This window comes from Butyricicoccus sp. AM78-15b2TA, assembly GCF_027665985.1.
GTDB lineage: Bacteria > Bacillota > Clostridia > Oscillospirales > Butyricicoccaceae > Agathobaculum > Agathobaculum butyriciproducens.
Genome location: NZ_JAQEHY010000011.1, coordinates 314 through 24,215, shown reverse-complemented (window position 1 = coordinate 24,215; position 23,902 = coordinate 314). Strand labels below are relative to the sequence as shown.

The following is a 23,902-nucleotide window of genomic DNA, read 5'->3' as shown; positions in this document are numbered from 1 at the left end:
GCGCAATTTTTTTGCGCGTTATACCGGAAGGCACCTGCGAATTTAGGTGTTTGGTACAATTTATCCTCGCAGGTGCTGTCTATCATAACGCGCTAACGAGTTGCGCGGCACTGCTATGCCGCGCCTGCGAAGACTTTCCGGTCTGTGTAGCAGTAATTTATCTGACGCTGCGAATATGTCGGGACATGGGAGCACACTGTGCTCCCCTACGGAAGAAAAAATCCTCTGCCGTTCCCCTATTTTCGCAGCGGTCACATGTCGGCAATCTGCGCCAGGCTAAGAAATAAAAGGAAGTGGGAGTTAAGAGGGTAGAAACCTTGGTGTCTACCCTCTTGCCCCGCCGCGGGGCGCGGCTAATCCCCTCGCTGAGGTTCAGCGGAAAACTCTCCGCCCGGATAGGGCGAACACGCTTACGCAGTTCGAGTGCCCCGCTCAACCGATGCAGAAAGGCTGCCGCCCGGACAGGGCAAACCCGCTGACGCAGTTTGCGTCCCCCGCCTAATCACTGCCAGAAAACGCAAAAAAACCTCCGTACGAACCATACGGAGGTTTTTCTATGTCTTATCTCGTCTGCTGGGTGATAATAAACACCGGAATGTACCAAATAAGCTGATACAGCAGGATATTCATCACCGGAAGCGCGTCTGCGGCGTTCTGGTACAGCAGGTAGAACACGATCAGCATACCGAGCAGGCCGGCGAACGTGCCGAGCGTCAGCGCCGAGCGGACGGCGCCCGCCAGCTTATCCGCGCCGCGGAGCACCTGCATGAACGGACCGGCACCCTCGCGGGTGAGGATAGCTGCCGGTGCATCGCCCTTGGCGTAATTCGGATTCAGCAGACGATCCACGCCTGCCGGGTCCGGCTGGTCGGCAAAGCCGCGTCGAAGGTCAAACTCCTCCTCGATCATCGCCGGGGAGATATTGAAATCACGGACGGCGAGGACCGCATTCATGTGCATGCGGCGCATGAGGCGCATCGCCTTATAGGTATTCTTGGTAGTCTGGTAGCGCATGGTCAGCACGCCTGCGAGCGCGTTATCCACAACCAGATACATATTGATCTGACCCTTATGGCCGGATTCGATCGGAATGCCCATCTTGACCATGAGCGCTGCCGTGCCGAGCACGATGCGGCTGGTACCGACAGCGCCGGTTACACCGCCCTCGACCAGATGCACGTCACGCGCGGTAAAGGTGATGCCAAAGCGCTCCTTCGTGGTATCGGTCAGCACGCGGCCCAGCTCCAGACCGGCGGATTCGGTCAGCGCGGCTGCACAGCCGAGAATCTGCTCGTCCGTGATACGGCCCAGATTGTCGATGGCCTCAAGCTCGATCGAGCCGGTCGGGAACAGATCGTTCTCGAGCAGCATGACCTTCTCTGTGCCGCGCAGCAGGTTGGCCTGACGCGCACCCGCAATGGCTGCACCCGAGCGCAGCAGGCGGCTTGCGGTGTTCTTGTAGCTTGCGCCGAACGCGCACAGCAGACCGATCGGAGCAGACACCGACAGGATCGCCGAGAACGCCCAGAAGAAGCGCACCGGCTCGCCGCAGTTAAACGAAGCGACCAGCGACAGGATGATTGCCAGCGCCAGTGCGATCGGCGTGTAGATGAGCGAGAAGCGGTCAACCGTGTCCGGTCGCTCGATCTCGGTCAGGAACGAGCTTGCGTCGTACAGCGGGCACTTGACGGCGTTACATGCGTCAATCTCGCTGTCGTAATGGCTGTAAACCGCCAGCGGCTGCTCTGCCTCGCAGACAGCACGATAGGAACGCGCCTGCGCCAGACTGCGGCCGCGTGCCTCACGCATTTCGGCGTAAAGCAGAAGGATGGAAACCGCCGTGTACGGTACGGCGACGCCGCCCTGATCCGGAAATACCAGCAGAGAGGCACAGTGCAGCAGCGATGCCAGCGCCGCGAACGACACGAGCGTGCCGCGTGCCGGACGGCCATGCAGCAGCGAGGAAAAGCCGTTGCCGAACACGTCAATACCGATCAGCAGCGCCAGGATCTGCAGGGCAGCCAGTGCGCCGATGCCGATGGTCGGGTTCTGCAGAATATCGAGCACGACCGGAAGCGGCAGTGCCTCAAAGCTCGGTGCAAAGCTGAGATACGCGGCAGCTGCGGCAAGGAGCAGCACCAGCAGCGACCGGAACGACAGAATGCCCGAACGGCGGCGTGCCGCGTGCATAGCCGCCTCCGGATCGACCAGCTTGATGTCCTCCTCTTCCTCAGCCTGATCGGCAGCAATGCGTGCCGCTCTTGCCTGCTTGCGCGAGATGCTCGCCTTGCGGCTTGCTTCCTCGGCGGCGGCTTCTTCCACGATCTCCTGCTGCTCGGCAGCCTGCTCGGCGGCTTCCTTTTCTGCCAGCTTGGCCTCGCGGCGTGCCTGCCGCTCGGCGATCTTCTGCACGGTCCTGCGCTCGCGCTCTGCCATTTTCTGCTCGCGCGCCGCGATGCGCGCTTCGCGCACTTCTTCAACAGACTCGTGTTCGGCGGCGGCTGCGGTCTCTGCGGCCTTCTTTGCCGTTTTATCCTTCTTATTTCTGGGAGCCGTCTTTGGCTCCTCTGCCTTGGTCTCTGCCGCCGGTGCGGGCTGCGGCTCGACCGGCTTTTCCGGCTCTGCCGCTGCCTTAGGCATTGGCTCTGCCGCCTTTGCAGGCGCCTGACCGGACACCTCGGCGATGATGGAATCCAGATCAAATTCATCGGTATCCGGTACGTCGCTGAGCATATTTTTCAGCGATTCCAGATCCATATCGTCTTTTCTATCCATGTTCACTTCCCCCTTAATTGCCCTGCGTGCGTCGGCGAAGCGCCTCAAACAGCAGCACAGCCGCTGCGTTGGATGCGTTCAGCGAGTTGACACGGCCTCTCATCGGGATGCTGACGATGTAGTCGCACTTGTCGCGGGTCAGGCGGCTGAGGCCCTGTCCTTCCGAGCCAATGATGATGGCGGTTGGGCGATCAAACGGTGCGTCATATAGGCCGACCGTACCGTCAGCCTCTGCACCGAACAGCCATACACCGCGTTCCTTGAGTTCATCGAGCGTGGACGCAAGGTTGTTTGCCTTGTGTACGCCGACATACGCGAGTGCGCCCGCCGCCGAACGAGCGACAGCCGCGGTCAGACCGACAGCTCTGCGCTTCGGGATGATAACGCCGTGTGCGCCTGCGGTCTCTGCCGAACGGATGATGGCACCCAGATTATGCGGGTCCTCGATGCCGTCGCAGACAACGATGAGCGGCACCTCACTGCGCTCCTCGGCGACGCGGAAAATATCGTCGAGCGAGACGTACTCCTGTGCCGCCGCCTGTGCGATAACGCCCTGATGGTTGCCGGTCGGGCTCATGCCGTCCAGCTTGCGCCGGTCGCAGGTGACGACCGGAACGCGATGCCTGCGCGCTTCTGCCGCCACATCACCGATGTGTGCGCCTTCGGCCACAAACACCTTATCCACTGCACGGCCTGCGCGCAGCGTTTCGAGGACGGCGTTGCGTCCCTCGATCAGCGTGCCGTCATCCTCAACCGGAGGACGGCGTCTGTTTTTTTCATATGCCATAAATTTTTACGCTCCAAAATGAGAAATAACTTTGCATATCCTCAGATACTTTCAGTTAGTTTCATTATACACACTTCCCGACCGTTTTTCAATGTTAGACACGAAAATTATACAAACATCGCCGCAAAAGTGCTGCCATAACTTCGACAGATATCGACAATTCGCTCTGCCGCATTTACACAGTCAGATTTTAGGCGATACAATGAAACCGGACTGAAAGGAGTGAGGACATCCATGGATGGCAAAAAATTTGACAAAAACACGCTGAAAACACTTGTAATCGCGGCTTCTCTGCTGCTGAACTGCATTTTAGGCGGTGCATCGTACACCTATTATAATCATCTGGCGGAGCAGATGAACGAGACCGCTTCCCTGCAGTCGCAGGTAAGCCATCTGGAAGGCTCGGTCTCCGACCTGCAGGCGCAGGTGGACGAATCCCAGCCGGCCATTGACGGTTTGAAAGCGCAGGTGGCTTCACTCACCGAGGAGAAGAACGGCCTGCAAAGTCAGGTGAACACGCTCACGAGCCAGAAAACGGATTTACAGAATCAGGTGGATACGCTCAAAGCAGGTGCATCGAGCGGTTCCTCGTCCGGCTCGAGTTCGGGCAGTTCATCGAGCGGCGGCAGTTCTGCGTCCGTCCCGGCGGCTTACAGCAGCTCGGACGACCAAAGCGAGACGGTTTACATCACGAACACCGGCTCTAAATATCACAGCTCCGGCTGCCGGTATTTGAAGAAAAGCCAGATTCCAATGTCGCTTTCCGAAGCCAAGCGGCAGGGTTACACCGCCTGCTCGGTCTGCGGCGGATAACATGAAAAAGAAGCTGAGATTTTGTCTCAACTTCTTTTGTTTGCCTGTTAAAACAGTCTATCCATATTCTGCCGTAGCATGCGAACCATACGTTCGCAGTCGAGCATGGTATCATCCGCGCCGAACATGACAGCGGTCTGATCCACTACGCTCGTATCCGGATTGCTGCTGCCGACCACAACCCGACCGTTCTTCACGCGGTCCATTACGGTATTCGCGTTATTGATGAGGAAATCCAGTTCGTTCATCAGGCTGCTGTTGTAGTAGCGAATCGGATTGACCTGCTCGGTCATGCCGCTGCGGATGGTCTGCGCCTTGCGCTTGATGGAATCCAGCGCCGCCATAGCAGCCGCCTTATCGGTAATCACATAGTCGGTATAGCTGCCGTTTTTCACCGCAGAATCGCAATTCTTGAACTTTTGCGTATCCGTTCGCATATCGAGCAGCTGCTTCATGAGGTTCGTCGCGTAGGCTTCCATTTCGGCGCGCTTGCTGTCCGAAAGCGGCATGCGCAGGAAGATGGCGTTCACGTCATTCTCTGCCTTGGCGCTGTACCACGTTACGTCCATGCCGGTCAATTCACCGATGTTGCGCAGCGGCAGATAGATGGAGTTTGCGTAGAAGAGCGGATAAATCGTCTCGCCCTTCTGGTTTTTGAAGGTCTGCTGTTTGCCGTCCACGAGCACCTTCACGCCCTTATCGAGCGTAGCCGTGCCGGTCGCACCGACATATTTTACGCCTTCCTTGTGATACGCATCGTCATCCGCACACGGATAGGACTTTTCCGTGGTGCCGGACAGGAACACCGTGCGCGATGCACTGTCCCACGAGATATTTTTGCCCATCCAGCGGCCAACCGTGCGCAGCGGCATGTAGGTCGAGCCGTTGTAGCTCAGCGCCGTGTAAACCGTCTTGCCGTCCTCGCTCGGGAAGGCAGCCGGAATGCCCTCTGCATAGATGTCCGCGCTCTGCGGATTGATTTTTACGGCGGTGCGAACCTGTGCCGCAGTCTGCGCTGCAGCCTGCACCCCCGCCTTGGAAATCACGGTGGTCTGCACATTTGCTGCGCCTGCGCTCATCATCAGTGCGGACGCCATCAGGCAGCCCGCGAGTGTGCCGCTTACGATTTTCTTGAACTTAGTCATAATTGCCCCTCCACATAATAAAATACAGTTTTTCTATCCATACCTATGGTATACAACAAAAATCATATTCTGTCAATCCATTTTCCTGATACCATTATAACGACTGGGAGCGCCGTTTTGTGACAACAAACCGCTAAGGATTTTTTTCAAAAAATTTGCCACAGAAAATCCCGCTCAGGCGTTGTATAATTGAATGGTATCATTTCCAACCCGAGGGGGAACCAAATTGACACAGGAGCAAATCCTCTTTTTCGAGGAATCATATACAAAGTATTACAGGATGATGGTGCAGACCGTTCTGCCCATTGTCGGCAGCCGCGATATTGCCGAGGACATTGTGGCCGACACCTTTCTCATCCTGCTGGCAAAGATAAGCAGCGTGATGGAGCACGAGCAGCCGGTCAAGTGGCTGTTCCGTGTGCTGAAAAACAACGCCATCAGCGAATACCGCGCACAGTGCAGACACGCGGCCGCGCCGCTTGAGGAAAGCATTCTGCGTACCGCCGAACCCGAGCTGATACCGTTTTCCGGCATGCTGCCAAAGGGCTTATCCGAATCCGAACAGCGCATTCTGACCCTGCGGCTCGCTGAGGACATGGACTATTCCACCATTTCGGAAAAACTCGGCATTTCCGAGACCGCCTGCCGCAGCCAGTACAGCCGCGCACGGCGGCACTGCGCCGAACTTATGGAAAGGAGTGACGACAATGCAGGATTCTAAGCAGATTGACGAGCTGTTCCGGCTGATGGACGAGGTTTGCGAAAACGGTGATGCGGCTCTGCCTGCGCTCGAGCAGTATTTGCAGACGCAGACGGACGCGCCGGAAATCGACACAGAAGCGTCACTCAAAAAGTTCAAGGCCGACCATAGGGAATTTTTCGTCAAGCCGCACCGCGGACGGCGGCTGTGCTACCGCATTTTTGTTGTCGCGGCGGCTGTTTTCGCCGCAGGAACCGTGTTTGCACTGGCTACCGGACACAATCCGTTCGACTATGCGGCGATGTGGGGTGCGGAAACATTCGGCTTTTACCATGATGATTTTGCTACGTCAGAAGATGGAAAAATCATTTATTATCCAGATGGTTCACACGATGACCGTACAGACATGCCCGACTATGACCATACCACCTATACTGCGTTGCCCGAAAATGATACTTCTGCCGCAGCAGATTCAGCGGAAACACAAACGCCAATCGAACAAGGTGAAGCACTTCCGGAATATGCAGATTTACCCGATACCGATTCATCCGATATAGGATTGCAAAAAGGTACTTCTTCTTGGGATGGTTCACATACAATAGAATGGTTTGAAGTCGAAAATGTATCATTAAAAGAAACTTTAACGGCATTGCAGATAAACTATCCAATGGCACCATCTCGGCTTCCCGATGGATATAAACAAACTCGTATCAAGGTTACAAATGACCACATGCTCGGTGCTTATGATGTGCGTGCGGATTATGACAATGGTGATTCTAAAATGTTTATTCAAATCTTAAAAATCACCGACACAACCGGTGATACGATTGAAAAAGATGATCGACCTGTCATTGAATATACCAAAGAAAATACAACATGGTATATTATGCACAACTTACAGCGGTTGAATGCTGCTGCGATGATGGACGATTATGAGGTACTTATATCTGCTCCCATATCTGTTGACGAAATGAAATCCACTATCAACTCCATCTACGAATAACAAAAACCCGATCTCCAACAGACACAATGGAGATCGGGTGCTTTTTATGCGAAAATTTTATGGTACGCGTGCGAGACGTAACCGCCGACAGCGGCGGTCATTTCCTTGGACGCCACGGCCTTATCCGCCACGGTGACGATCCACGCGATTCGCGTGCGCGGCATGGCCGCCAACGGAAACATATGCCGTGCAATGGCTTCGCACTCCCGCTCGGACAGACCGAAGGTATGCTTGGCGCGGTCGGCTGCGATGTGGCCGTGAATGAACCCGTGCATGTGGGCAATGCGGTGCACGCCGGAAAAATGGCTCAGATAACGGCGGAAGCGCTCGCCGTGCCAGTCATAGCCGAAAAAGTCATGCAGTAGCGCGGCACGGACAACCGAGGTCGTTTCACTCTCCGACAGACGCATCAGGCGGGCGATCTGACAGGCTGCTTCCGCTACCGCAACGGAATGGTCATACACAGAGTTGTCCAGTCCGTGGTGACAGAACGTGCGAAGCTGCTGAAAACGCGGATGTGCAAGGATATCTCCCGCGTACTGCTGGATTTCACTGTCCATCGGATCCACCTTCCTTCCTTTTGATGTCTTTATTATAGTGCGCTTAGTGCACAAAATCAAGAGGTAATTTGTAACAAGTTTGTGACAAAAATACCAACAATCTGCTTAGCCGAGCGGCGGCGTGTCCAGTATCATCTGCCTGTACTCCAAATCCTCAAAGCCGAGCATGTGATAGAGGGCACTTGCCCGCACGTTGCTTTCCGTTACCTCCAGACGATACCGCGCGGCTGTGTTGTACTTTTCGTGCACCGCGGCAATAATCCTGCTGCCGATGCCCTTGCCGCGCTGCTCGTCATCCACCATGATCTCCTCCAGCCAGACGCACAGACCGCCCGCCTCGTTCGACCAGGTGAGCGCCAGCAGACAGTACGCGCACGGCTGTCCGTTCTCGTCCTCGGCAATCAGGCAGTCCGCATACGGCGTGCCGTGCAGGAGCAGCTCAAACGTGCGTTCGGCGTTCTGCTGCGGGATTTCGTGGTCGCAGGCAGGCGTTTTGTAGAACGCATGGCAGCGGTCGATAAAGAATTCGCGGTCAGCGGCTTCAATAGAACGAATACGCATAGTTTAACCTTTCTTTTTGCGCGTAGCGCGCATTTAATAGAATTTCGCAGAAATTCATAAAAAGTCAGGACATGCGCCTGACTTTTTATACAAGAAAGAACATCGGTGTGCCGCCGTGCGACGCGCCGATGTTCGTATGGGACGTATCCGAACGTGTTCGGTACGTTCTCTTCGATTAAGACGATGAAATCGTCTTAATCGAGGGTGTCGAGTGCCTGCTTGAGGTCAGCGATAATGTCCTCAACATTCTCCAGACCGACCGAAATACGCACCATGCCCGGCTCAATGCCTGCGGCAACCAGCTGCTCATCGGTCAGCTGACGGTGGGTTTCGGACGCCGGATGCAGCACGCAGGTGCGGATGTCGGCAACGTGAACCTCATTGCACGCCAGCTTGAGGCTGTCCATGAACTTCATCGCTGGAGCGCGGCCGCCCTTGATGTCGATGGACATAACGCCGGAGGTGCCCATCGGCAGGTACTTCTGTGCACGCTCGTAGTGCTCGTTGCCCGGCAGTGCCGGATAGCGAACGGATGCGATCTTGTCGCTCGACTCGAGGAACTTGGCAACGGTCAGCGCGTTCTCGCAGTACTGGCGCATACGCACCGGAAGGGTCTCCAGACCGAGGTTGAGCAGGAACGCCGAGTGCGCCGCCGGATAGCAGCCGAAGTCACGCATCAGCTGCATACGCGCCTTGATGATGTATGCCATCGCGCCGAACTCGCGGGTGTAGACTACGCCGTGGTAGCTTTCGTCCGGCTCGGTGAAATCCGGGAACTTGCCCGATGCCGCCCAGTCAAACTTGCCGCCGTCCACGATCACGCCGCCGCCCTGTACGGCATGGCCGTCCATGTACTTGGTGGTGGAGTGGATGACAATATCCGCACCCCATTCGATCGGCCGGCACAGCACCGGCGTTGCAAACGTGTTGTCCACGATGAGCGGCACGTTGTTCTTGTGCGCGATGTTCGCCCACTTTTCAATGTCGAACACGGTCAGAGCAGGATTGGCCAGCGTCTCACCGAACACCGCCTTGGTGTTGGGCTTGAACAGCTTCTGCACTTCCTCCTCGCTCGCCTCTGCGTCCGCCCAGATGCACTCGATGCCGAGCTTTTTGAGCGTTACGCCGAACAGGTTGATCGTGCCGCCGTAGATGGTGGAAGCCGCGATGAAGCTGTCGCCTGCCGAGCACAGATTGAGGATGGACAGCAGGGATGCCGCCTGACCCGAGGAAGTCAGCATCGCGCCGACGCCGCCCTCGAGGGACGCGATTTTCTTCTCTACCGCGTCGCAGGTCGGGTTGGCAAAGCGCGAATAGATGCACTCTGTCGGCATATCGAACAGGGACGCGATCTTTGCGGTCGAGTCAAAGCGGTAAGTGGTGGACTGCACGATCGGCATGACGCCCGGACCGCCGTTTTCCGGCTTGTAGCCTTCATGCAGGCATTTTGTTTCGATTTTCATATAAACTACCTCTTTACTATGATTTAACACAGAAGAATCTCCATTCATTGTAGCATGCAGAAGCCTGTCGGTCAAGGCAGTTCGGTTGAACAAACGGCGATATCATGGTATGATAGAGGCAGTACGAAGGGAGGCAAACCGCATGAAGGATCTGCTCATTACTCTGCTGAATACAGCGTTCTGGGTCGGACTGCATTTCGGTACGGCTGGCGTATTCTGCGCTCTGCCGAAGGACGTGCAGACACGGTGGTTCGACCCAAACCGGCGCTTTTTCACGGTTTCCGATTGGGAAATGCGGTTTTTCCGCAAGATCGGTCTGCCGAAATGGAAGGACCGGCTGCCGCAGTTTAATCCCGAATTTGACAAGCGGCACCTCAAATCCGGGCGGGATACGGCATACCTCGACCGTTTTCTGTTCATCACCTGCCGTGCGGAGGTGATTCATTATGTGATCGGCGTGCTCGGCTGGGTATCGCTCGTTTTTTGTCTGCTGAGCGCCGACCGGACGGCGTGGCTCATCCGGTATGCGGTCATTGCGCTTGCGATTCAGCTGGCGAACCTGCCGTTCGCATGGATTCAGCGGTATAACCGGAAACGCCTGCTGCGGGTACGCAAAAGACTTTAATTCTGGATAGAAATTTGATATAATATAAAGATAGCATAAGGATAATCAAGGAGATTTTGCAATATGACTGACGAAAAAATTGCACGCATCAACGCACTTGCCAAAAAAGCCAAGACCGAAGGACTGACCGACGCAGAGAAGAAGGAGCAGCAGGAGCTCCGCGCGGAGTACGTTGCCGATTTCCGCAAGAGCCTGAAGGCACAGCTGGACAACACGGTGGTTATCAATCCGGACGGCAGCTCGTACAAGCTGAAGCAGGACAAAAAGTGATGCAGCTGCCCGAACACGCGGCGCACGCCATCCGGCAATTAGAGCGTGCCGGATTTGAGGCGTGGGTGGTCGGCGGCTGCGTGCGCGACAGCCTGCGCGGAGTCGAACCGCACGACTGGGACTTGTGTACGTCCGCCTCTCCGGCGGAGATGCAGGCTGTGTTCGCGGACGCGCGTGTGCTCACCACCGGACTCAGGCACGGCACGCTGACCGTACTCACGGACGGCGGCCCGCTCGAGATTACCACCTACCGCACGGAGGGCGGCTACTCGGACGGACGGCATCCGGACGGCGTGCGCTTTGTCACCGACATCCGTGAGGATTTGGCACGCCGGGATTTTACGGTCGGTGCGATGGCGTGGCACCCGGAACGCGGTCTGTGCGACCCGTTCGGCGGGCAAACCGACCTCAAATACGGCGTTCTGCGCGCGGTCGGTGATGCAGACACCCGATTTCAGGAGGACGCGCTGCGCATCCTGCGCGGACTGCGGTTCGCGTCCAAGCTGGGATTCGCCATCGAGCCGGAAACCGCCGCTGCCATGCGGCGGCAGGTGCATCGCCTGCACTGCATTGCCGCCGAGCGCATCCGCGAGGAGCTGACCGGTCTGCTGTGCGGCCGCTATGTGCAGCGCACACTGATGACTTACGCCGACCTTATCACCTCTGCCCTGCCCGAGCTGGCGCCCATGCTGGGCTGTCAGCAGCAGAATCCGCACCACCTGTACGATGTGTGGGAGCACACCGTACGCGCGGTCGGTCAGGTGCCGGACGAGCCGGTGCTCCGGTGGGCGATGCTGCTGCACGACAGCGGCAAACCGGCCTGCAAGACCGTGGACGAGCAAGGCATCGGGCATTTCCGGGGACATCCCAAGATCAGCCGAGAGATTGCGGAGCGCGTTGTTGCGCGCCTGCGGTTTTCGACCGAGGACACCGAGCGCATTCTCCTGCTGGTCGAGCGGCACGACACACCGCTCGGCGACAACGAAAAGCTGGTGCGGCGCAGCCTGTCGCGCATCGGAGAGGCGCGGTTCCGCGACCTGCTGGCGATCAAAAAAGGCGATGCGGTCGGTCAGGGCACCAGCCGCGACTATGTGGCGCAGCTGTTTGAGACCGAAGCGCTGCTGAACCGCGTACTCGCGCAGGAGCAATGCTTCTCGCTGCGGCAGCTTGCCGTAAACGGAACCGATTTACAGGCGCTTGGTCTGCGCGGCAGGCCGGTCGGTGAAATGCTGCACGCCCTGCTGGATGCCGTGATAGACGGTCAGACCGACAATCGACGGGATATGCTTCTGCGGCTTGCCCGCACCCGAATGGAGGAACAACATGTCAAATAAAGAGATTTTCATCGAAACCTACAACAAAAACATCCATCGTCCGGGCGCGGAAAAGTTGCTTGCATGGCTCGAGGGCACGGATTTCTTCACGGCTCCCGCGTCCACGCGGTTCCACGCTGCGTATGAGGGCGGTCTGCTCGACCACTCACTCAACGTGTACAACGTGCTGATCTCCAAGCATTTCAATCCCGAAACCGACGATCTGGAAAGCTACACCATCGTTTCGCTCCTGCACGATCTGTGCAAGGCCGGTTTCTACAAGACCGAGCTCCGCAACCGCAAAAACGACCGCGGCGAGTGGGAAAAGGTGCCGGTTTACGCAGTAGACGACCAGTTTCCGTATGGTCACGGCGAAAAATCCGTGTTCCTGATCGAGCGGTTCATGCGGCTGCGCACGGAGGAGGCCATCGCCGTGCGCTGGCACATGGGTGGCTTTGACGAGTCGGTCAAGGGCGGCAGCTTCGCACTCGCGCACGCGTTCGAGAAGTACCCGCTTGCCGTAAAGCTGCACCTTTCCGATCTGGAAGCGACCTATCTGCACGAAAGCCGAGGAGAATGAGCATGAAAACCAGAGAATTTTCCATCTCGACCGATCACGAGGGCATGTACAATATCACCGCCAGATTGCGTGAAGTCATCCGCGAAAGCGGCGTGCAGAGCGGCCTTGCCGTGGTGTACTGCCCGCATACGACCGCCGGTATCACCATCAACGAAAACGCTGACCCGGATGTGCAGCACGACCTGCTGCTCGGTCTGCGCGAGGCGTTTCCCGACCGACACGAGTTCCGGCATGCCGAGGGCAATTCGACCGCGCACCTCAAGTGCAGCTATGTCGGCCCGAGCCAGACCGTGCTCATCGAGGACGGCAAGCCTATCCTCGGCATCTGGCAGGGCGTGTATTTCTGCGAGTTCGATGGTCCGCGCCATCGCCGCTACTATATTAAGGTGATGGCAGATAATTAACTTGCACTTGCTTTTCCGCTCTGCTATAATAAAGTCAAACATACTCTAAAAAGGAAGATATTCTCATGGAAGCACTGGAATGTATCAAAACCCGCCGAAGCATCCGCAAGTTCACCGAGCAGCCTGTGACCGAGGACGAGGTTCGTCAGGTCGTTGAAGCTGCTGCCTTTGCGCCGAGCTGGAAGAATACGCAGATCGCGCGCTACATCGTTGTGACCGACAAGGAAAAGAAGGACAAGCTGGCGGACGACTGCATGCTGGACTTCGCCTTCAACCAGAAGACCACGCACGGTGCACCGGCACTGGTCGTGCTGACCATGATCAAGGGTCGCTCGGGCTACGAGCGCGACGGCTCGTTCAGCACCCCGCTTGCTGCCCACTGGCAGTCCTTTGACGCGGGCGTTGCCGCGCAGACCTTCTGCCTGTCCGCGCATGCGCTCGGTCTCGGTACGGTCATCATGGGCATTTACGATCCCGCCGAGGTTGCCAAGGTCGTGGAAATCCCCGAGGGTCAGGAAGTGGCCGCGCTCATCGCGCTCGGTCATCCGGCACAGGACCCGCAGGCGCCGGCGCGTAAGGATGTCGATACGCTGCTGCGATTTGAGTAAAAGTGCATACTTTGAGCACCGTGGAAGCAATTCTGCGGTGCTTTTCTTTTCTCGGCACAAGGTGACCAGGGCACACGAACTGCCGCAGGCGGGTTCGCCCCTGACGGGCGGCTCCTTTTCTGCATCGGCTGCGCGGGGCACGCGAACTGCCGCAGGCGGGTTCGCCCCTGACGGGCGGGGAGTCTTTTGCTGAACCTCAGCGGGGGATTCGCCGTCTGCGGACGGCGGGAATGTGCCGCGCCCCGCGGCGGGGGCAAAAAGGAAGGACAACCTGCGGTTTTCCTTCCTCTTTGAACTCCTACCTTTCCCTTGTTAGATAGTCTGGCGCAAACCAGAGACCGGCGACCGCTTCGAAAAGGGGTACGGCAGAGGATTTTTTCTTCCGTGTTTTTCTCAACCTGTTCGCAGTACCAGATACATTACTGCCACACAGACCGGAAAGTCTACGCAGGCGCGACATGCCCGTGTCGCGCAACTCGTTAGTCTGGAGATTACAGACAGCACCTACGAAGATAAATTGTATCTAATAGATAGATTCGCAGGTGCCGGGCGGTATAACGCGCAAAAAAATTGGGCGGCACTGTCATGCCGCCCTCTGCGTGGAGCTAATCTTATGTGTAGCAGTACGCTGTCTGTGAACTGCGAAAAGGTGGAGAAAGACACGCAACGGTAACCCGACTGCCGTTCCCCATTTTCGCAGCGGTCACATGTCGGCAATCTGCGCCAGACTCTCCAAGGGAAAAGGGGAGATTTACAAGAGGGTGGAAAACCGCAGGTTGTCTACCCTCTTGTACGCCCGCGCGGCGTCAGCGCACTCCCCGCCGCGGGGCGCGGCAAATCCCCCGCCGTCCGCAGACGGCGAATCCCCTCGCTTAAAGTAAGCGAAAAACTCACAAATCCTGAATATTCATCTTCTCGATCTGCTTTTTGCGGTTCATCCCTCTGCGGCAGAGGAAGTAGATCACCAGCAGCACGATAGTCGGCAGCAGCGTGAGGAACACGCGCAGGATGACGTTCAAACAGCCCGCCGCAAGCGTTTCCGCACAGAAAAACGCGACTGCCACTACGTTCGGCAAGACGAATAGCTCGCCCAGAAATAGAATGCCCGGCAGAACGAGTCCCGGCACTTTGCTCTCTCGTCTGGAAAGATATACCTCGAGTGCGATGACACCCACGCTCACGAGCAGCAAAATCACGCACGCGATAATGATGGTTTTGGTTGCAATCAGCATTATTTGTTCCCCTCTCTCAGCTTTTTGTACTCGTCGATGAGCAGCTTCGCCGTGTCAAAATCCAGCTTGTCCTTGACCGCAAGACGCTTGATGAGCGCGATATACGGCTCCTCGTCTGCCTGCTCGCCAAGCCTGATCTTCTGTATCAGACGGTCCAGACGCAGGCGCACGGTCGGGTAGGTCACACCGTAAATGCCCGCGACCTCCTTGAGCGAACCCGACGCCAGCACGAATTTTTTGATGAACGACACGTCCTCCTCGTCCAGCGATGCAAGCCACTCCGGCATTACCTCGATTGCCACGGCTATCACTTCCTTTCATTGTAACTTCATTATAATATTAAATTATATTAAAGTCAATCTTTAATTTTATCAAAGTTCGGAAATGAAAAACGGCACACCGGAGATTCTCTCCGGTATGCCGTTTGCTGTTTCTTACTTACTTTTCTACTCGTTTCTGGAACGCCAGACGCTCTCCGCGCCCGTTTTCCAGCTCAATGACACCGCAATAGGTATAGCCGAGCTTGTTCAGCAGGCCCTGCATAGGCTTGTTGTTCGCGTGCGTGTCGATGCGGATGTTGCCGCACTGCTCCATGCACCAGTTCATGCAGAACGAAGCCGCGCCGTGCGTGCCCTTAGCCGCCGCGATACGGTGGACAACGCCGTACGGCGCATCGTCCAGCCAGGCGCCGCCGCGAATGACGCGATAGGTCGGCTCGCCGTCGGTCGTAAACGCAAAGGTCGCTGCGATTTTGCCGTTGTCCTCGCAGACATAGCTGCGGTGCAGTGCAAGATCCTTGTCCAGCATTTCCCGCGTCGGGAATCTGTCTCCCCACTGATCGGGATTGCCGTTTTCGCGCATAAATGCCCGCGCGTCCGCAAAAATTTCCTGCATCGCCGGAAGATCCTCCGGCCGGGTGTGTCGAATCTGCATTGTTATTCCTCCTTCACCCATTCCGCGCAGAGCGCCTGCCAGCGGTTGATATGCCGGTCGGGCACGCGCCCTTTCATCGGATCGGCTGTCTCCAAATCCGCGAGCGCGAGTCCGTGCACGCCGTGCGGGAACAGGTGCAGCTCGTGGCTGATGTTCTCTCGGCGCAAAGCCGCCTCGAGCAGCAGTGTGTTCTCGACCGGAACGGTCGCGTCCGTCAGGGTGTGCCACAAAAACGTGCGCGGCATGTGCGCGGAAACCAGCGTTTCGAGCGAAAACCTCTGCTGTTCCGCAGCATTTTCGCCTGCCAGACGCACAAAGCTGCCGCGATGCGCATACACTCCCGCCGAGACCACCGGATAGCACAGCACTGCCGCATTCGGTCGGTGCGCCTGCAGATCCGTGCCCGCAGGAAACCAGTCTGTGTCGTGCCACGTCGCCGCCAGCAGTCCCGCCAGATGGGCGCCCGCCGAAAATCCGCCGACCGCAATGCGGTCTGCCGCGATGCCGAGCTGTGCCGCATGTTCTCTCACCCAGGCGACAGACGCGGACAGCGTGTGCAGCGGCTTCACGCCAAGCGGCACCTCCGTGCAGTCGTACTCGAGCACGAACGCTTCCACGCCGTCCCGCGCGAATGCACGCGCGACCGGTGCACCCTCCCGGATGGAGCAGTATTCGTAGCCGCCGCCCGGGCACAGGATGAGCGCAGGCTTATTCCATCCGACCGGTGCCGGAAAATGTGTCAAAACGCCGTGATCGAGCCGCAAAACCTCTTTCATCGCGCACCTCACACGTTGTAGCGGTTGCGGATATCAATGCACGCAAGAATGCGGTCGGTCTCCGGCTTTTCGCCTGCCAGCAGATAGTCCATGAGCAGCTCGATCGGACGCGCCCCCTGCAGGGCGGCATCCTGATCGATCAGGAAGTCGATAAGTCCGCGGCGGACATTCTCCGCATTTGCCGGAATCAAATCGTGGCAGATCAGGTGCACCTTGCCCTGTAAACCCAGTTCACGCAGCGCGTCGCACGCGCCGAGCTGACCGTTTACCGAAACGTACACACCGCGCAGCGACGGATGCTCCTTCACGGCGCGGCACACAATATCATGCGCCAGCTGCTGATCGTCCCCGCAGGTCTGCGGCGGCAGCAGGCTCAAACCGGGGAAATTTGCGGCAGCCTCGGTCTGAAAGCCGTCCACGCGCTGCTGATGTGACCAGTTGTTTTCCTGACCGGCAACCAACAGGACTTCCCCGTGACCGGCGAGCAGCAGGTCCATCAGACCGGCGCTCATGCGTCCGCACGCAAAATTGTCCACGCCGACATAGCACAGGCGGCCCGAGTCCGGCAGATCCGAGTTGAAGGTAACGACCGGCATGCGCCCGGACAGCTCCTGAATACGGGCGCGTATCCGCTCGTCCTCCGCCGGAGAAAGCGCGATGCCCTGCACGCCTGCCTCGAGCAGCTCGTCGATCACGTCCAGCTGCTGCTGTGCATCGATGCCCTCAAGCGGCCGCACGAGAACCTCTGCGCCGGTGGTGGTAAAGTGCGCCGATGCGCGTTCGATCTCCTCAAATACCGTGTGCATGAACATGGTCTCGACCGACTGGACGATCACGCCAATCCTGATCGGATTTTTCGCGCGTGCCAGCATGCGTCCCGCACGGTTCGGGCGGTAGCCTCGCTCTGCCGCAATGCGGCGCACGCGTGCCGCAACCTTGGGATCGACGCGTCCTCTGTCGTTAAGTGCCCGATCCACCGTGCCGCGTGAAACGCCCGCCAGCGCAGCGATCTCTGCCAAAGTGACTGCCATGAATTTTCGCTCCTACATACCGCGTTGCGCGGTGTCATTCCAAAGGCACCACCACACAATTTGACTGCGGTGCTTTGTGGAAATTTTGCGCTCTGACTTTGTTACGATTTCTTGCAATACATCAAGTATTGCTGCGAAACCGTGCCGCGTCAGAACACAAACTTTACTCACAAATCACTCTTGTCCAATTATGTGGTGTTACCTTTTTATTTTACACGTTTTGAACGAAAATTGCAAATGCAAATCAGTAAAATCGGTCAGTCGTCCAGCAGTTCGCCCTTGATGGAAATGGTCTTCACCTGCCACGGCAGCAGCTTGCCGCAGTTCTGCAGCGCGGTGCGGACGGCGTATTCCAGTCCGCCGCAGCACGGCACCTCCATGCGGACAACGGTTACGCTTTTGATGTTGTTCTGACGGAGGATTTCGGTCAGCTTCTCGCTGTAATCCACATCATCCAGCTTGGGACAGCCGACGAGCGTTACCTTCCCCCGGATAAAATCCTGATGGAAGTTTGCGTACGCGTAAGCGGTGCAGTCCGCCGCGATGAGCAGGTTTGCGCCGTCAAAATAAGGCGCATTCACCGGCACGAGCTTGATCTGCACCGGCCACTGGCGCAGCTGGCTCGGCATCGGAATGAACGAGGCCGGCTGATTGACCGGGGCGTGTTCAATGCTCCGCGCCATGCTGCCCGGGCATCCGGTATGCGGCTGAGATTTTGCCTGCATATTGGCCTGCACAGCGGCTTCGTCATAAGCGGCGGCTTCGCGCTCGACGAACGAGATGGCGCCGGTCGGGCAGACCGGCAGGCAGTTGCCGAGGCCGTCGCAGTAGTCGTCGCGGAGCAGAGTGGCCTTGCCGTCCACCATGCCGATGGCGCCCTCGTGGCAGGCGTGGGCACACAGGCCGCAGCCGTTGCATTTTTCTTTGTCGATTTCGATAATTTTGCGAATCATAGTGTTTTCTCCTTATATATCCTGTTTCTTGTCTTGAGATGGTTCCGCTGGGGCCAGCGGGGGCCGCCTACCCGGCGGGGGCACAAGAGGGTAGACACCTGCGGTTTCCACCCTCTTGTGAATCTCCCCTTTTCCCTTGGAGAGTCTGGCGCAGATTGCCGACATGTGACCGCTGCGAAATAAGGGAACGGCAGAGGATTTTTTCTTCCGTGTCTTTCGCAACCTGTTCGCAGGGTCAGATACCGTTCTGCTACACAGGTCGGCTACTTCCAGCAGGCGCGGCATAACCGTGCCGCGCAATTCGTTAGTCTGGAGTTTGCGGACAGCACCTACGAATTAAGCGTTTGGTGCAATTTATCCTCGCAGGTGCCGTGCGTTACAACGTGCCAAAGAGTTGCGCGACACTGTTATGTCGCGCCTGCGTAGAGTAAACTACATGTGTAGCAGAACGGTATCTGCCCCTGCGAATAGGTTGCTCAAGAGGACGGACTCCGAAGGTAGTTCGTCCGTAGCAGAGAAAAAATCCTCTGCCGTTCTCCTTTTTCGGAGCGGTCACATGTCGGCAATCTGCGCCAGATTAGGAAGCAAGGGAAAGGCAGGAGTTCAAAGAGGAAGGAAAACCGCAGGTTGTCCTTCCTTTTTGCCCCCGCGCGGCGGGCGCCGCGACGTTCCCGCCGCCCGCAGGCGGCGAATCCCCCGCTGAGGGTCAGCGAAAAACTTCCCGCCCGTTAGGGGCGAACACGCTCACGCAGTTCGTGTGCCCCGGTCAGCCGGTGCAGGAAAAAGAGCCGCCCCGTCAGGGCGAACCGCCTGCGCGGTTCGTGTGTCCCGCTTGACTTTACGCTCATATCTTACTATACTGAGAAGGCAAAGTATGTTGTCCCAACAACAAAACAGGAGGAAATATGAACCTGTCCATTCTTGCGCGCTGCGGTCTGTTCCGCGGCATTGAAACCGCAGAATTATCCCCGCTTTTACGCCGTCTGCACGCCTGCACGCGTGAATTCGATAAATTTCAGCCGATTTACCGTGTCGGCGATACCGCGCATGCGCTGTGCATTCTGCTCTCGGGCGGCGTGAATATCGAGCGCTGCGACGCATGGGGCCACAAGACGCTGCTCGATCACATTACGCCCGGTTCGGTATTCGCTGAAACGTACGCCTGCGTCCCCGGCACGCCCATGATGGTCTCCGCAGTGGCAGACGAGCCGTCCGAGGTGCTGTTCCTGCCGAGCGAAACACTGCTCTCCTCTGCCGCGCAGGACAGCGCGCACAGTGTGCTTTTACGCAACCTTCTGGACGTCACCGCGCAGAAAAACCTGCTTTTGACGCGAAAAATCTTCCACACAAGTCCGAAATCCATGCGCGGCAAGCTGCTGTCGTACCTGTCCGCACAGGCGGTGCAGCACGGCTCGGACACGTTCGACATTCCGTTCGACCGCCAGCAGCTGGCCGACTACCTCGGCGTGGACCGCAGTGCGCTGTCCGCCGAGCTGAGCCGCATGCAGCGCGACGGACTTATCGCATACAAAAAGAGCCATTTTGTGCTCAACCATTCCCAATCTGATGAATAATCCACCCTGTTAAGGAGGTTTTTGTTATGAACTGCAAACCCTATATCCGCGCACATGCGGACGAACTGCTGGAGAGTCTTGCCGCGCTCGTGCGCATCCCGAGCGTAGAAGGCGTGCCGGAGGAGCATGCGCCGTTCGGCCGTGAGCCTGCCCGTGCGCTGCACGAAACACTTGCGCTCTGCGAAAAGCTGGGCTTCCGGACCGGCAATATGGACGACCGTGTCGGCTGGTGCGAGTACGGCGAGGGCGAGGAAATGGTGGCTGTGCTCGGTCATCTGGACGTTGTGCCCGCCGGTGACGGCTGGACCGAGACTGAGCCGTTTTCCGGCGAGATCAAAAACGGCCGTATTTACGGACGCGGCACGATGGACGACAAGGGCCCGATGGTGGCGGCCATCTACGCGCTGGCGGCGCTCAAGGATGCCGGATTTGCCCCCTCCAAGCGCATTCGTCTGCTGTTCGGCACCAACGAGGAAACCGGCTGCGGCGATATGTCGTGGTACGTTTCGCATGGCGGTGAGCTGCCGGTGTACGGCTTCACGCCGGACGGCGAATACCCGATCATCAACGGCGAAAAGGGCATTCTCAACGGCACTTACAGCCGAAAGCTGCACCAGACCGGCGAATACCGCCTGACAAAGTTCGAGGGCGGCGCAGCCTCCAACATCTCGCCCGCGTATGCGGCGGCGGAGCTGAAATGTCCGGCGGACGCGGCTGCCAAAATCTCGGCGGACAAGGTAACCGCCACGCCGATCGAGGGCGGCATCCGCGTGGAAGCCGAGGGCATTGCCGTTCACGGCTCGACCCCGGAGCAGGGCGAAAATGCCATCGGACGGCTGGCGCAGGCACTCAATCAGCTGCCGCTGACCGGCGAGCTTGGCGACTGCATGGCATTTGTGGCAGAGCGCATCGGCATGGAGGTACACGGTGAGTCCCTCGGTCTCGCCATGCGCGATGAGCTGTCCGGCCCGCTGACGCTCAACCTCGGCGTGGCAAACTTTGAGCAGGAAACGCTGTCGCTCGTTTTCTCGGTGCGCTACCCGGTCACCCTGAAATACGAGCGCGTGTACCCGCGTCTGTCGCGCGGCTTCACGCTCGGCGGCTTTACCGAAACCGAAATGACGCACGCGGCGGCCATTTACATGCCGCCCGAAAGCGAACTCATCCGCAGACTGTCCAAGGTATATGAGGAGCAGACCGGCGAGAAGGCGGAGCTGAAGAGCATCGGCGGCGGCACCTATGCCAAGTCCATGCCGAACCTTGTCGCATTTGGCCCGATCTTCCCCGGCGATGAGGTGCGCGAGCACAAGCCGGACGAGTACATGGAGATCGAGCGCGTGCTGCAGAACGCGGAAATCATCGCGGCGGCAATGTACGAACTGTCAAAGTAAGGAGATTGTATGAGCAGAGAAACAAATATGACGGTCGGCCGTCCGACAAAACTTATTCTCGGACTGGCCGTACCGCTGATTTTGACAAATGTCGGTCAGCAGCTGTACACAGTCGCAGACGCGTCCATCGTCGGGCGCGGTGTCGGTGTGGAGGCACTGGCCGCACTCGGCGCGACCGACTGGCTGTACTGGCTGGTGCTGTGGACCGTGCAGGCCATGACGCAGGGCTTTTCCGTGCTCGTGTCGCAGACCTTCGGCTCGAACGATAAGAAGGGACTGCGCAAGGCCATCACCATGTCCGTGCTGCTGTGCGCGGCAGTCGGCATCCTGCTGACCGTGGTGTTCGTGTCCTCGGCAGGCTGGCTGCTGCACCTGCTGGACACGCCCGAGAACATCTATGACGGCGCGCACATTTATTTAACCATGATGTATGCGGGCACGCTCATCACGATGGCGTACAACATGGCAGCGGCGATTCTCCGCGCACTCGGAGACGGCAAAAGTCCGCTTATTGCCATGTTTACTGCCGGATGTCTGAACATTGTGCTCGACCTGCTGTTCGTTATCCGCTTCGGCTGGGGCATTCCGGGCGCTGCCGCCGCGACACTGCTCGCGCAGCTGTTTGCATTCGCGTACTGCGTCATTGCGCTGCGGAAAATCCCGGATGTGTCCGTCGAAAAGCCGGACTGGCAGCCGAACGGCAGTGTGATCCGGCGGCTGTGCCACCTTGGTCTGCCGCTCGCGCTGCAGCATTTCGTCATCGTCATCAGCGGCATCATCATGCAGGCGGTTATCAACACCTGCGGCTTTGTGTTCCTCGCGGGCTTCACCGCGACCAACAAGCTGCACGGCCTGATGGACTGCTCCGCGTCCGCGTTCGGCTACGCCGCCTCGACCTACACCGGCCAGAACTGGGGCGCAAACCGGCTTGACCGCGTGCGGATGGGTGTCCGCTCGACGCTTGTGCTGGCGCTCAGCTTTTCCGCGCTGCTGGCGGCGGGCATGATCCTGTTCGGCCGTCACGTTGTCGCGCTGTTCATCTCCGCGGATGCCGCCAACGCCGCCGAGGCGCTGTCGGTCGCGTACGATTATCTGGTCGTCATGAGCACGTTTTTGCTGTCCGCCTATGTGCTGCACACCTACCGCTCGGCCCTGCAGGGCATGGGCTTTACGACCGCGCCCATGCTCTCCGGTCTGACCGAGTTCGCAGGTCGTGTGGGTGCATCGCTGCTGCTGACCAAGGTCATCGGCGAGCGCGGTCTGTTCTACACGGACGCGGCCGCGTGGACATTCGCAGCGGTATTCCTTGCGGCATCGTACTATATCCAGCTGCTTATCATCCGAAAAAAGGGTCTGACCTATCAAAACACCAAGTAACAAAAAGAGGCTGTAAGAGATACTTACAGCCTCTTTTGCACCTATTCGCCGTAGATTCCGGCGCGGTCGTTGATAACCAGCGTGCGGAGCAGCTCTTCGGTCAGGTCGAGTTTTCCGTGCTCATCGCCAAGCAACCAGCCCTTGCGCGTCAGCTTCTCGACAGTCGGCTTCGCCCACGCGGGAACGGCGGAAACGCTGTTGTACGTCCTGCGGGTGCTCTCGATGATCTTCTTTACCTCGGCTTCGGTCATGTCAGGTTCCTCCTTTTTCTGTAACCCCTGCTTGAATGCTGTCCACGCGGATGCGCTCTCGACGAACGGCGCAGGACAGTTTTTGTGCGTAACATCGTAGTGGCGCACAACATTTTCGATTGGAATACCGTACTTTGTCATCAAACCTCGCACAAGCGTCTGTGCTCGGCGCACGGTCTCGGGCATAAAGTAGAATTTCTCGCCGTTTTTGCGGCTGCACAGCTCAATGCCGATGCTGTTCGCGTTGCGGCAGTACGGATGAAAATAGGTGCCGCGCGTGCCGCAGTGCCATGCAATATCCGCGTCGCGGACCGACTGCCAGACCTCGTTTTCGTCCACAAAATAGTGCGCTGAGGTCGAAATCTCCGCCCGAGCGAAGTAATCCGCGTTGTTTTTCGCGGTATCGCCGTCGTTCGCCGTAAAGTGAATCACCAGATAGCGGATATCCTCCTTTCCGCGTGCGGCTCGGCGGTAGTTGCCGCTGTGCGCCTGTTTGAATGCAATGTTCATCATTGCGTCACCTCCTTCAACCCTATGCCGGATGGAGGCGAAAATTGACCGTGAATGGTCAACTTTTTGAAAATTTTCGAGAAATTTTTCTGCACCGATCGTGTAGGGCACTCGAACTGCGTAAGCGGGTTCGCCCTTTCCAGGCGGCAGGTTTTTTCAGCACCGGCTGACTGGGGTACTCGAACTGCGTCAGCGGGTTCGCCCCTGACGGGCGGCAGTTTTTTTTGCTGAACCTCAGCGAGGGGATTCGCCGTCTGCGGACGGCGG

Annotated in this window: 26 protein-coding genes; 12 read left to right on the top strand and 14 right to left on the bottom strand. The window is 57.9% G+C overall.

Annotated elements, in window-relative coordinates; translation table 11 throughout:
- Positions 1-561: 561 nt before the first annotated feature.
- Together PGS25_RS10620 and rlmB are read right to left on the bottom strand one after the other, a co-directional pair.
- Positions 562-2,775, bottom strand: a complete 2,214-nt coding sequence (locus PGS25_RS10620) for a hypothetical protein (protein WP_270418627.1) — start codon at positions 2,773-2,775, stop codon at positions 562-564.
- A gap of 13 nt (positions 2,776-2,788) precedes the next feature.
- Positions 2,789-3,562, bottom strand: coding sequence for a 23S rRNA (guanosine(2251)-2'-O)-methyltransferase RlmB (rlmB, locus tag PGS25_RS10615; protein WP_110437307.1), 774 nt, complete (start codon positions 3,560-3,562; stop codon positions 2,789-2,791).
- Positions 3,563-3,796: 234 nt separating this feature from the next.
- Here rlmB and PGS25_RS10610 point away from each other — a divergent pair, with 234 nt between their 5' ends.
- Positions 3,797-4,375: a hypothetical protein gene (locus PGS25_RS10610; RefSeq protein WP_270418625.1), complete on the top strand. Its 579-nt coding sequence runs from the start codon at positions 3,797-3,799 to the stop codon at positions 4,373-4,375.
- 47 nt (positions 4,376-4,422) lie between these two features.
- Here PGS25_RS10610 and PGS25_RS10605 read toward each other — a convergent pair whose 3' ends face one another.
- Positions 4,423-5,520, bottom strand: a complete 1,098-nt coding sequence (locus PGS25_RS10605) for a stalk domain-containing protein (protein ID WP_270418623.1) — start codon at positions 5,518-5,520, stop codon at positions 4,423-4,425.
- Positions 5,521-5,746: 226 nt separating this feature from the next.
- On the opposite strand from PGS25_RS10605, the gene PGS25_RS10600 reads away from it, so the two are divergent.
- Entirely contained in the window at positions 5,747-6,241 is a 495-nt protein-coding gene (locus tag PGS25_RS10600; RefSeq protein ID WP_270418622.1) for an RNA polymerase sigma factor, read from the top strand.
- A complete protein-coding gene (locus PGS25_RS10595; RefSeq protein WP_270418620.1) occupies positions 6,228-7,223 on the top strand; it encodes a hypothetical protein in 996 nt (331 codons plus the stop codon). Before PGS25_RS10600 ends, PGS25_RS10595 begins: the two co-directional genes overlap by 14 nt.
- A 44-nt stretch (positions 7,224-7,267) precedes the next feature.
- On the opposite strand, the gene PGS25_RS10590 is transcribed toward PGS25_RS10595, so the two are convergent.
- From PGS25_RS10590 to PGS25_RS10580, 3 genes are all read right to left on the bottom strand, one after another.
- Positions 7,268-7,783 carry an HD domain-containing protein gene (locus tag PGS25_RS10590; protein WP_110437311.1) on the bottom strand — a complete coding sequence of 172 codons (516 nt, stop codon included), beginning with the start codon at positions 7,781-7,783 and terminating at the stop codon, positions 7,268-7,270.
- Positions 7,784-7,888: 105 nt separating this feature from the next.
- Entirely contained in the window at positions 7,889-8,344 is a 456-nt protein-coding gene (locus tag PGS25_RS10585; protein ID WP_118647224.1) for a GNAT family N-acetyltransferase, read from the bottom strand.
- Positions 8,345-8,538: 194 nt separating this feature from the next.
- A complete protein-coding gene (locus PGS25_RS10580) occupies positions 8,539-9,807 on the bottom strand; it encodes an O-acetylhomoserine aminocarboxypropyltransferase/cysteine synthase family protein (protein WP_195386709.1) in 1,269 nt (422 codons plus the stop codon).
- Between the two features lie 142 nt (positions 9,808-9,949).
- Between PGS25_RS10580 and PGS25_RS10575 the strand changes: the two genes are divergently transcribed.
- The 6 genes from PGS25_RS10575 to PGS25_RS10550 all read left to right on the top strand — a co-directional run bounded on the left by PGS25_RS10575 (position 9,950) and on the right by PGS25_RS10550 (position 13,607).
- The gene (locus tag PGS25_RS10575) at positions 9,950-10,432 is read left to right on the top strand and encodes a hypothetical protein (protein WP_270418617.1); all 483 of its coding nucleotides are present in this window, start codon (positions 9,950-9,952) and stop codon (positions 10,430-10,432) included.
- Between the two features lie 63 nt (positions 10,433-10,495).
- Complete coding sequence (locus PGS25_RS10570) at positions 10,496-10,702, top strand: DUF896 domain-containing protein (protein WP_116704796.1); 207 nt, start codon at positions 10,496-10,498, stop codon at positions 10,700-10,702.
- Positions 10,702-12,036 carry a CCA tRNA nucleotidyltransferase gene (locus PGS25_RS10565; RefSeq protein ID WP_270418616.1) on the top strand — a complete coding sequence of 445 codons (1,335 nt, stop codon included), beginning with the start codon at positions 10,702-10,704 and terminating at the stop codon, positions 12,034-12,036. Before PGS25_RS10570 ends, PGS25_RS10565 begins: the two co-directional genes overlap by 1 nt.
- On the top strand, positions 12,026-12,595 hold the full coding sequence (locus PGS25_RS10560) for a hydrolase (RefSeq protein ID WP_110437317.1): 570 nt from the start codon (positions 12,026-12,028) through the stop codon (positions 12,593-12,595). Before PGS25_RS10565 ends, PGS25_RS10560 begins: the two co-directional genes overlap by 11 nt.
- Before the next feature lie 2 nt (positions 12,596-12,597).
- The gene (locus PGS25_RS10555; RefSeq protein ID WP_270418615.1) at positions 12,598-12,999 is read left to right on the top strand and encodes a secondary thiamine-phosphate synthase enzyme YjbQ; all 402 of its coding nucleotides are present in this window, start codon (positions 12,598-12,600) and stop codon (positions 12,997-12,999) included.
- 65 nt (positions 13,000-13,064) lie between these two features.
- Complete coding sequence (locus PGS25_RS10550; RefSeq protein ID WP_270418614.1) at positions 13,065-13,607, top strand: nitroreductase family protein; 543 nt, start codon at positions 13,065-13,067, stop codon at positions 13,605-13,607.
- An 890-nt stretch (positions 13,608-14,497) separates the two neighbouring features.
- Here the strand turns inward: PGS25_RS10550 and PGS25_RS10545 are convergent.
- The 6 genes from PGS25_RS10545 to PGS25_RS10520 form a co-directional block, all read right to left on the bottom strand.
- Entirely contained in the window at positions 14,498-14,839 is a 342-nt protein-coding gene (locus PGS25_RS10545) for a hypothetical protein (protein WP_270418613.1), read from the bottom strand.
- A complete protein-coding gene (locus PGS25_RS10540) occupies positions 14,839-15,141 on the bottom strand; it encodes a DUF2089 family protein (RefSeq protein ID WP_270418612.1) in 303 nt (100 codons plus the stop codon). Before PGS25_RS10540 ends, PGS25_RS10545 begins: the two co-directional genes overlap by 1 nt.
- Positions 15,142-15,277: 136 nt before the next feature.
- Positions 15,278-15,772 (bottom strand): GNAT family N-acetyltransferase, encoded by a 495-nt coding sequence (locus PGS25_RS10535; RefSeq protein WP_116704791.1) that lies wholly within the window; start codon positions 15,770-15,772, stop codon positions 15,278-15,280.
- A 2-nt stretch (positions 15,773-15,774) separates the two neighbouring features.
- A complete protein-coding gene (locus tag PGS25_RS10530; protein WP_270418611.1) occupies positions 15,775-16,548 on the bottom strand; it encodes an alpha/beta hydrolase in 774 nt (257 codons plus the stop codon).
- Between the two features lie 8 nt (positions 16,549-16,556).
- Positions 16,557-17,579, bottom strand: a complete 1,023-nt coding sequence (locus PGS25_RS10525) for a LacI family DNA-binding transcriptional regulator (RefSeq protein ID WP_188885664.1) — start codon at positions 17,577-17,579, stop codon at positions 16,557-16,559.
- A 257-nt stretch (positions 17,580-17,836) separates the two neighbouring features.
- Entirely contained in the window at positions 17,837-18,532 is a 696-nt protein-coding gene (locus PGS25_RS10520) for a 4Fe-4S binding protein (protein ID WP_118285109.1), read from the bottom strand.
- 905 nt (positions 18,533-19,437) lie between these two features.
- Between PGS25_RS10520 and PGS25_RS10515 the strand changes: the two genes are divergently transcribed.
- Genes PGS25_RS10515 through PGS25_RS10505 form a run of 3 tightly spaced genes read left to right on the top strand, consistent with a single transcriptional unit; the run spans position 19,438 to position 22,874 of the window.
- On the top strand, positions 19,438-20,106 hold the full coding sequence (locus tag PGS25_RS10515; protein ID WP_110437327.1) for a Crp/Fnr family transcriptional regulator: 669 nt from the start codon (positions 19,438-19,440) through the stop codon (positions 20,104-20,106).
- A 26-nt stretch (positions 20,107-20,132) separates the two neighbouring features.
- Positions 20,133-21,497, top strand: coding sequence for a dipeptidase PepV (gene pepV, locus PGS25_RS10510; RefSeq protein WP_270418610.1), 1,365 nt, complete (start codon positions 20,133-20,135; stop codon positions 21,495-21,497).
- 9 nt (positions 21,498-21,506) lie between these two features.
- A complete protein-coding gene (locus PGS25_RS10505; RefSeq protein ID WP_270418609.1) occupies positions 21,507-22,874 on the top strand; it encodes an MATE family efflux transporter in 1,368 nt (455 codons plus the stop codon).
- A gap of 41 nt (positions 22,875-22,915) precedes the next feature.
- On the opposite strand, the gene PGS25_RS10500 is transcribed toward PGS25_RS10505, so the two are convergent.
- Positions 22,916-23,638, bottom strand: coding sequence for a peptidoglycan recognition protein family protein (locus PGS25_RS10500; protein WP_270418608.1), 723 nt, complete (start codon positions 23,636-23,638; stop codon positions 22,916-22,918).
- The coding region (locus PGS25_RS10495) for a hypothetical protein (RefSeq protein ID WP_270418607.1) at positions 23,635-23,902 on the bottom strand (268 nt) is incomplete at its 5' end. The genes PGS25_RS10500 and PGS25_RS10495, both read right to left, overlap by 4 nt.

What these genes read in the sequence shown, in the direction of transcription:
- PGS25_RS10590 (WP_110437311.1), bottom strand. Translation starts at nt 7,783, where the DNA reads ATGGACAGTGAAATCCAGCAGTACGCGGGAGATATCCTTGCACATCCG.
- PGS25_RS10515 (WP_110437327.1), top strand. Translation starts at nt 19,438, where the DNA reads ATGAACCTGTCCATTCTTGCGCGCTGCGGTCTGTTCCGCGGCATTGAA.
- PGS25_RS10610 (WP_270418625.1), top strand. Translation starts at nt 3,797, where the DNA reads ATGGATGGCAAAAAATTTGACAAAAACACGCTGAAAACACTTGTAATC.
- PGS25_RS10580 (WP_195386709.1), bottom strand. Translation starts at nt 9,807, where the DNA reads ATGAAAATCGAAACAAAATGCCTGCATGAAGGCTACAAGCCGGAAAAC.
- PGS25_RS10505 (WP_270418609.1), top strand. Translation starts at nt 21,507, where the DNA reads ATGAGCAGAGAAACAAATATGACGGTCGGCCGTCCGACAAAACTTATT.
- PGS25_RS10595 (WP_270418620.1), top strand. Translation starts at nt 6,228, where the DNA reads ATGCAGGATTCTAAGCAGATTGACGAGCTGTTCCGGCTGATGGACGAG.
- PGS25_RS10550 (WP_270418614.1), top strand. Translation starts at nt 13,065, where the DNA reads ATGGAAGCACTGGAATGTATCAAAACCCGCCGAAGCATCCGCAAGTTC.
- PGS25_RS10585 (WP_118647224.1), bottom strand. Translation starts at nt 8,344, where the DNA reads ATGCGTATTCGTTCTATTGAAGCCGCTGACCGCGAATTCTTTATCGAC.
- pepV (WP_270418610.1), top strand. Translation starts at nt 20,133, where the DNA reads ATGAACTGCAAACCCTATATCCGCGCACATGCGGACGAACTGCTGGAG.
- PGS25_RS10605 (WP_270418623.1), bottom strand. Translation starts at nt 5,520, where the DNA reads ATGACTAAGTTCAAGAAAATCGTAAGCGGCACACTCGCGGGCTGCCTG.
- PGS25_RS10620 (WP_270418627.1), bottom strand. Translation starts at nt 2,775, where the DNA reads ATGGATAGAAAAGACGATATGGATCTGGAATCGCTGAAAAATATGCTC.
- PGS25_RS10530 (WP_270418611.1), bottom strand. Translation starts at nt 16,548, where the DNA reads ATGAAAGAGGTTTTGCGGCTCGATCACGGCGTTTTGACACATTTTCCG.
- PGS25_RS10570 (WP_116704796.1), top strand. Translation starts at nt 10,496, where the DNA reads ATGACTGACGAAAAAATTGCACGCATCAACGCACTTGCCAAAAAAGCC.
- PGS25_RS10560 (WP_110437317.1), top strand. Translation starts at nt 12,026, where the DNA reads ATGTCAAATAAAGAGATTTTCATCGAAACCTACAACAAAAACATCCAT.
- PGS25_RS10575 (WP_270418617.1), top strand. Translation starts at nt 9,950, where the DNA reads ATGAAGGATCTGCTCATTACTCTGCTGAATACAGCGTTCTGGGTCGGA.
- rlmB (WP_110437307.1), bottom strand. Translation starts at nt 3,562, where the DNA reads ATGGCATATGAAAAAAACAGACGCCGTCCTCCGGTTGAGGATGACGGC.
- PGS25_RS10535 (WP_116704791.1), bottom strand. Translation starts at nt 15,772, where the DNA reads ATGCAGATTCGACACACCCGGCCGGAGGATCTTCCGGCGATGCAGGAA.
- PGS25_RS10545 (WP_270418613.1), bottom strand. Translation starts at nt 14,839, where the DNA reads ATGCTGATTGCAACCAAAACCATCATTATCGCGTGCGTGATTTTGCTG.
- PGS25_RS10555 (WP_270418615.1), top strand. Translation starts at nt 12,598, where the DNA reads ATGAAAACCAGAGAATTTTCCATCTCGACCGATCACGAGGGCATGTAC.
- PGS25_RS10520 (WP_118285109.1), bottom strand. Translation starts at nt 18,532, where the DNA reads ATGATTCGCAAAATTATCGAAATCGACAAAGAAAAATGCAACGGCTGC.
- PGS25_RS10565 (WP_270418616.1), top strand. Translation starts at nt 10,702, where the DNA reads ATGCAGCTGCCCGAACACGCGGCGCACGCCATCCGGCAATTAGAGCGT.
- PGS25_RS10500 (WP_270418608.1), bottom strand. Translation starts at nt 23,638, where the DNA reads ATGATGAACATTGCATTCAAACAGGCGCACAGCGGCAACTACCGCCGA.
- PGS25_RS10525 (WP_188885664.1), bottom strand. Translation starts at nt 17,579, where the DNA reads ATGGCAGTCACTTTGGCAGAGATCGCTGCGCTGGCGGGCGTTTCACGC.